Genomic DNA, 6570 nt, shown 5'->3' on the forward strand with positions numbered 1-6570 from the left:
GCCCGTGATTCCCGACACCCGCCAGGCGACCATGTCGGCCAAGATCGTCATCGCCGGTGGCTTCGGCGTCGGCAAGACCACCTTCGTCGGTTCGGTCTCCGAGATCATGCCGCTCACCACCGAAGCCGTGATGACCTCTGCGAGCGCCGGAGTCGACGACCTCTCGGCCGTGCCGGACAAGACGACGACCACCGTCGCCATGGACTTCGGCCGGGTCTCCCTCGACTCCGATCTCATCCTGTACCTGTTCGGTACGCCGGGTCAGAACCGCTTCTGGTTCATGTGGGACGACCTGACCCAGGGCGCCATCGGCGCTGTCGTGCTCATCGACACCCGTCGGCTGGCTGACTCGTTCGGCGCGGTCGACTACTTCGAGTCGCGCAACGTGCCGTTCGTGGTCGCCCACAACGTCTTCGACGACAACCGCTACACCGCCGACCAGATCCGCGAGGCGCTCGCGCTGCGCGCCGAGGTGCCGGTCATCACGTGCGACGCCCGCGACCGGGAGTCCACGAAGACCTCGCTGATCTCCCTCGTCGAGCACGTCCTCGCCCTGGTGTCGGCCCGCTCCAACTAGTCCAAGCAACGCCGAGTCGGCGCTTGTGCACCCTGCACAGGCGCCGACTCGGCGTTGGCGTCAGCGGAAGACGACGGTCTTGTGCCCGTTGAGCAGGATGCGCGTCTGCGCATGCCACTTCACGGCGCGGGCGAGCACCTGGGCCTCGACGTCGCGGCCGGCCGCGACGATGTCGTCGGTGCTGGCACGGTGGTCGACGCGGACGACGTCCTGCTCGATGATGGGTCCCTCGTCGAGCTCGCCGGTGACGTAGTGCGCGGTGGCGCCCACGAGCTTCACCCCGCGGTCGAAGGCCTGGTGGTAGGGCTTGGCGCCCTTGAAGCTCGGCAGGAACGAGTGGTGGATGTTGATCGCCCGGCCCGCCAACGTCTCGCAGAGACCGTCCGACAGCACCTGCATGTAGCGCGCGAGCACCACGAGGTCGATCCGCTCCCGCTCGACGAGCTCGAGCAGGCGCCCCTCGGCGTCGGCCTTCGTCGCCGTCGTGACGGGGATGTGGTGGAACGGGACGCCGTACGACGTCGCGAGCGGCTCGAGGTCGCGGTGGTTGGAGGCGATCGCCGGGACCTCGATCTGGAGCGCTCCGTTGCGCCAGCGGAAGAGCAGGTCGTTGAGGCAGTGGCCGTCCTTGGACACCATGATCAGCGTCCGGCACGGTGCGGCCGCCGCCCGCAGCTGCCAGTGCATGCCGTAGCGCGCCGCCACCGTGGCGAACTCCGCGCGCAGCCGGTCGATCGTCACCGCACCGTCGAGGGTCTCGAACTCGATGCGCTGGAAGAATCGCCCCGCCTGGTGGTTCTCGTACTGCTGCAGCTCGAGGATGTTGCCCGACCGCTCGAAGAGGAAGCCCGACACCGCGTGGATCAGCCCGGGCCCGTCGGGACAGTCGACGGTGAGCACGTACGTCGCTCGGTCGGACACATCGGGAGTGTGTCACGAGTGCTGGAGGCGGCCGCTACTGTCTCGGCTGTGATCCCGGTATGCCCGCTGTCCGACCTCGTGCCCGACGAGCCGATCCGCTTCGAGCCGGACGGCGACGTCCCGATCTGCGTCGTGCTCGCCGACGACGGTGAGGTGTACGCCGTCGACGACACCTGCAGCCACCAGAACGCGTCCCTGTCCGAGGGCTGGGTCGAGGGCTGCGAGATCGAGTGCCCGTTGCACGGCTCGGCGTTCGACCTGCGCACCGGCAAGGTCGACATCCTGCCCGCGACGATGCCCATCCGGACGCACGCGGTGGAGATCGTCGACGGGGTCGTCCACGTGTCGCTCTCCGACGAGCGCCCGAACCTCCCGCCGGGCGTCAGCTTCTGACCGTTGAGCGTCTCGGCCACCGCGGGGTGAACGAGGCACTCAAGCCTCAGCCGTTCGAGATCTTCTCGATGAGGGCCGTGGTCGAGATCGCCGGTGTGCGCGGCAGGTAGACGACCTCGCAGATGTCGGTGAGCTCGTCGAAGCGGCCGGCCCAGTCGTCGCCCATGACCAGGACGTCTGCGGAGTACTTCTCGATGTAGTGGCGCTTCAGCTCGAGGCTCTCCTCGACGAACACCTCGTCGACGGCCTTGAGCGCGCCGACGATCGCCAGACGCTCGCCTTCGGTGAACACCGGCTCACGGTTCTTCTTCACGCGGTTGAGCGCATCGGCCGAGACACCGACCACCAGGCGGTCGCCGTACGACGCCGCGCGCTCGATGATCCGGAGGTGTCCGACATGGAAGACGTCGAACGTTCCGAAGGTGATGACCGTGCGAACCATGGGGTGGAGTGTCCCACGCGGGGTGTGACGGGGCTGAATTATCGGGTGGCCAGGCACAATCGGCCCCGTGAGTCTCATGGTGGGCGACCCCGTAGCCGACGACGTACGCCGCACGGCGCTGCGGCGCATGCGCAGCGTCGCCCTCGGCCTGCTCCTGCTGGCCGCGGTGATCTACCTGATCACGCTCGGCCAGGACGGGTTCCTCGGGTTCGTCAACTCGGGCGCGGAGGCGTCGATGGTCGGTGCCATCGCGGACTGGTTCGCCGTCACCGCGATCTTCCGCCACCCCCTGGGCCTGCCCATCCCGCACACCGCGCTGATCCCGAAGCGCAAGGACGAGCTCGGCCGCGGCCTGGAGGAGTTCGTCGGAGAGAACTTCCTGCAGGAGGAGGTCATCCGCGACCGGATGCAGGTCGCAGACGTCTCACGGCGGGTCGGCCGGTGGCTGAGCGAGCCGGACAACGCGCGCAGGGTCGTCGACGAGCTGTCGCTCATCGCGGCGACCGCGCTGTCCCGCGTGCGCGACGAGCACGTCGCGGCCCTGTTCAGCGAGGCGCTCTTCCCGCGGCTGCGGGAGGAGTCGATCGCGCCGCTGCTGGGCGGCCTCCTCGAGGAGGCGATCGACGACGACCTGCAGCGCGGGCTGGTCGACCTCGCGCTGGTCGAGCTGCATGCGTGGCTGCTCGCCAACGAGGAGACCGTCACCGACGTCCTCGGGGAGCGGGCGCCATGGTGGACGCCGCCGGCGCTCAACGACCGGGTCGCCTCGCGTATCCACCTGGAGCTGGTGCGCTGGGTCGAGGACATCCGCGAGGACCCCTACCACCGCGCCCGCGCCGCGTTCGACTCGATGCTCGTCACGTTGGCGACGAACCTGCAGGAGGACCCGCCGACCCAGGAGCGGGCCGAGCGGCTCAAGGAGCGGCTTCTCGACCACCCGCAGGTGCTCGCCTCCAGCATCTCGGTCTGGAACGCGCTGCGCCGGGTGCTCACGTCGTCGCTCCGGGACCCCGACGGCGCGCTCATGGAGCGGATCCGCCGGGAGCTGTCCACGTTCGCCGAGCGACTGCTCGACGACGAGGAGCTGCGCAACCGCCTCGACGGGCTCGCCGCGGACGCAGCCGTCTTCGCCGTGGACAGGTACGGCGCCGAGGTCACCGCGATCATCACGCACACCATCCAGCGCTGGGACGGCAAGGAGGCCGCCCGGCGGATCGAGCTGCACGTCGGCCGCGACCTTCAGTTCATCCGCATCAACGGCACCATCGTCGGCGGTCTCGTCGGGGTGTTCATCCACGCCGTCACGGTGCTGGTCAGATGACGGCTCGGACGAGGTGGTTCACTGATGCCCGTGTTCGGACGGAATAGGTCGAAGTCGCAGGAGCCGGAGCCTCAGGACGTCCCGATCCGCGAGGACATGATCCGGCTCGGTCAGTTCCTCAAGCTGGCCGGCCTCGTCGAGCACGGGGGCGAGGCCAAGGAGGTCATCGCCGCCGGTGACGTGCTCGTCAACGGCGAGAGCGAGACGCGCCGGGGTCGGCAGCTGCACGTCGGGGACGTCGTACGGCTGCGCGGTCAGGCGGCCCGGGTCGCGGACGAAGCCACGTTCACCGACGACCTCCCCTGGTAGGCATCGGACGTCATACGACCTGGCCGCAGGAGCCACCAAGTCGTATGACGTCCGGCGACAAGGGTCAGGAGATGCCGAGCAGGTCGACGACGAAGATCAGCGTCTCTCCGGGCTTGATGACGCCGCCCGCCCCGCGGTCGCCGTACCCGAGGTGCGGCGGGATGACGAGCTGGCGACGACCGCCGACCTTCATGCCCTGCACGCCCTGGTCCCAGCCGGAGATGACCTGACCGACGCCGAGGCGGAAGCGGAGCGGCTCGCCGCGGTTGTAGGAGGCGTCGAACTCCTCGCCGGTGGAGTGCGCGACGCCGACGTAGTGGACCGTCACGGTGTTACCGGCGGTCGCCTCGGGACCCTCACCCTCGGTGACGTCGGTGACGACGAGGTCTGCGGGCGGTTCGGGGTCGAAGAAGTCGATCTCGGGCTTCTCAGTCATGCGGCTCACCCTAGTCCTGTGACACACAGCCCTCGACGGCCTGTCGCAGCGGCACGTGATCGGCCGCGCGAGCGCGCCCGAGGTTCCACTCGAGCCAGTCGTCGTCGGACGGCTGCCGGTCGACGAGCGCGCACGCGCCGCCGTGGTCGGCGAGCGTGGGAACAGCGTCGTCGGAGAGGAGCCGGAGGTAGGCCCAGTCGACCTTGCCCGTGTCGGCGTACCGGTCCAGGTTGTGCTCCGCGATCCAAGCGTCGGGGTTGAGGGCGGAGAGACCCAGGAGCGCGGCGACACCGGTCAGCAGAGCGGCGCGGGGGAGCCACGAGCCGCGCAGCCCGACGCCGGCGACGGCCATCAGCAGGATCAGTACGCCGAGCCAGCCCTCGAAGACGTCGACCAGCAGCCGGAGTCGGGTGAAGCCGTAGGCCTGCTGGTAGAGGTGCATCCGGTAGAGCGCCGACCAGACGACGACGAGCACCTCGACGCAGAGCACGCCCAGCGCGGCTCGTAGCCAGAGCCGGTCGGACGCCGTCGCGCGGGGCGCCTTGCGGGCGGCGACGCCGATCACCAGCAGGGTGAGCGCGGTGGCGACGGTGAGCTGGCCGAAGCCCTGGTGGACGTACTCGGCGTAGGTCAGCCCGGTGCTGCGCTGCACGTAGTCGTGGCCACCGAAGAAGGCGGCGGCCTGCGCGAGGAGGAACGCGGCGAAGACCGCGTCGACGACGAGCACGGGAGCGAGCCACTCGTAGCGCCGCTTCACGGGCCGGGCCGCAGGGGCGACACGATCGACGTGCGGCGGGTTGAGGGCGAGGTACGCCGCCGCCAGCACGGTGCCGCCGACCGCGACCGTGACGAACGCCCGGAGCACGACCGTGTCGATCGTCAGGTTCGGCAGGAGGGCGTCGACCCATTCGGCCAGGAGGGCGTCGGCGGACGCGAGCAGCAGCCCGAAGACGAGCAGACCGGCGATGGAGAGGACGAGCGTGCGCAGCAGCGCGGCGCCGTGACCCAGACCTGTCACCCGGGCCGCGGTGCGCCCGAGCCAGGGGAGACCCCGGAGCCCGGCGAGCGGCCACGAGACGCAGGAGAGGACGAAGCCGGGCAAGGTGCGGCCGCGGGTGAGGCCGCAGGCGCAGACGACGGCGCCGGCCAGCAGGCTCAGGAGGACGATCCAGTCCGCGGCCCGCACTGCCGCGGTGAGCGCAAGCAGGGCGCAGAGGAGGGCGCAGCCCAGCGTGAACGGGTCGCGCCGGTCGCGGGCGCCGGCCAGGACGACCGCTCCCGCGGCGAGGAGCACCAGCACGGTGCCCGCGCCCAGGTCGCGGAAGGGCAGCACGAGGGCGGCGAACAGGCCCACCGCGACGGCGGCACCGAGGATCGGCAGGCGCGCCGGGACGGCGTGCTCGGGCCAGAACGACCCGAACATGTCGTCGAGCAGCGGCCGCGGCGGGACCGGCGTCCCAGCAGGCGGAGCAGGTGCCGGCACGAGCTGTGGGTCCGGCGTCGTGGCCACGTCGGTCGGTGGCGGTTGTGTCATGGAGACCTCCTGGCGGTCGGCGGGACGGTCGGGCGGCCGGAGGGGGAGATCGACGCGGACCCGTGCACCGGAGACTCCGTGCTCGGGTTCGACGAAGCTGATCGAGCCGCCGTGCAGCTCGGTCACCCAGCGCGCGATGGCGAGGCCGAGGCCGGTGCCGCCCGTCCCGCTCGCGGTGCTGAGCGTCCCGAACGGCTCGAACACGCGCTCCCGGTCGGCCGGCGCGATGCCGGGACCGGAGTCGGCCACCTCGAGGCGATACCAACCCGCGCCGTCGACAGCTTCGACACGGTCGGTCGACACCGCGACCGAGACGACGCCACCGGCCGGGCTGTGGCGCGAGGCGTTGTCGAGCAGGTTCGCGACGAGCTGGTGCAGCCGGTCCGGGTCGGCGCGGACGAGGAGACCGTCGGGCACCCGGACGTCGTACGTGACGTCGCGGCCGAGCGCCCCAGCCGCCGTCTCCGCGTCGCTGACGGCATCGACCAGCAGCGGTCCGAGTGTGACGGGCTGGGGCGAGAGCGGTGCCTTGCCGGCGTCGACACGAGCGAGGTCGAGCAGGTCGGCGACGAGGTCGCCGAGCCGCTCGGTCTGCGCCAGCGCCGACTCGAGCCTCGTCGCGTCGGCGACACCGTCG

The 6570-nt window shown here is 70.7% G+C and carries 8 protein-coding genes; 4 read left to right on the forward strand and 4 right to left on the reverse strand.

Going from position 1 to position 6570, the window contains the following annotated elements:
• The first annotated feature begins 4 nt into the window (after window positions 1-4).
• The gene (locus ABD205_RS14790) at window positions 5-577 is read left to right on the forward strand and encodes a GTP-binding protein (protein ID WP_425573056.1); all 573 of its coding nucleotides are present in this window, start codon (window positions 5-7) and stop codon (window positions 575-577) included.
• A 60-nt stretch (window positions 578-637) separates the two neighbouring features.
• Here ABD205_RS14790 and purU read toward each other — a convergent pair whose 3' ends face one another.
• Window positions 638-1498: a formyltetrahydrofolate deformylase gene (purU, locus tag ABD205_RS14795; protein WP_344045995.1), complete on the reverse strand. Its 861-nt coding sequence runs from the start codon at window positions 1496-1498 to the stop codon at window positions 638-640.
• Window positions 1499-1546: 48 nt separating this feature from the next.
• On the opposite strand from purU, the gene ABD205_RS14800 reads away from it, so the two are divergent.
• The gene (locus ABD205_RS14800; RefSeq protein WP_344045996.1) at window positions 1547-1891 is read left to right on the forward strand and encodes a bifunctional 3-phenylpropionate/cinnamic acid dioxygenase ferredoxin subunit; all 345 of its coding nucleotides are present in this window, start codon (window positions 1547-1549) and stop codon (window positions 1889-1891) included.
• A gap of 46 nt (window positions 1892-1937) precedes the next feature.
• Here ABD205_RS14800 and ABD205_RS14805 read toward each other — a convergent pair whose 3' ends face one another.
• Window positions 1938-2333: an FAD synthase family protein gene (locus ABD205_RS14805; protein WP_344045997.1), complete on the reverse strand. Its 396-nt coding sequence runs from the start codon at window positions 2331-2333 to the stop codon at window positions 1938-1940.
• A 76-nt stretch (window positions 2334-2409) separates the two neighbouring features.
• On the opposite strand from ABD205_RS14805, the gene ABD205_RS14810 reads away from it, so the two are divergent.
• Together ABD205_RS14810 and ABD205_RS14815 are read left to right on the forward strand one after the other, a co-directional pair.
• Window positions 2410-3654, forward strand: a complete 1245-nt coding sequence (locus ABD205_RS14810) for a DUF445 domain-containing protein (RefSeq protein WP_344046444.1) — start codon at window positions 2410-2412, stop codon at window positions 3652-3654.
• A gap of 96 nt (window positions 3655-3750) precedes the next feature.
• Window positions 3751-3963 carry an RNA-binding S4 domain-containing protein gene (locus tag ABD205_RS14815; protein WP_425573060.1) on the forward strand — a complete coding sequence of 71 codons (213 nt, stop codon included), beginning with the start codon at window positions 3751-3753 and terminating at the stop codon, window positions 3961-3963.
• Between the two features lie 64 nt (window positions 3964-4027).
• Here the strand turns inward: ABD205_RS14815 and ABD205_RS14820 are convergent, their stop codons facing one another.
• Window positions 4028-4399 (reverse strand): FKBP-type peptidyl-prolyl cis-trans isomerase, encoded by a 372-nt coding sequence (locus ABD205_RS14820; RefSeq protein WP_344045999.1) that lies wholly within the window; start codon window positions 4397-4399, stop codon window positions 4028-4030.
• A gap of 10 nt (window positions 4400-4409) precedes the next feature.
• A partial coding sequence (locus tag ABD205_RS14825; RefSeq protein ID WP_344046001.1) for a DUF4153 domain-containing protein occupies window positions 4410-6570 on the reverse strand: 2161 nt, incomplete at its 5' end.

This window comes from Nocardioides panacihumi, from assembly GCF_039530925.1.
In the GTDB taxonomy this organism is placed as follows: Bacteria; Actinomycetota; Actinomycetes; order Propionibacteriales; family Nocardioidaceae; genus Nocardioides; species Nocardioides panacihumi.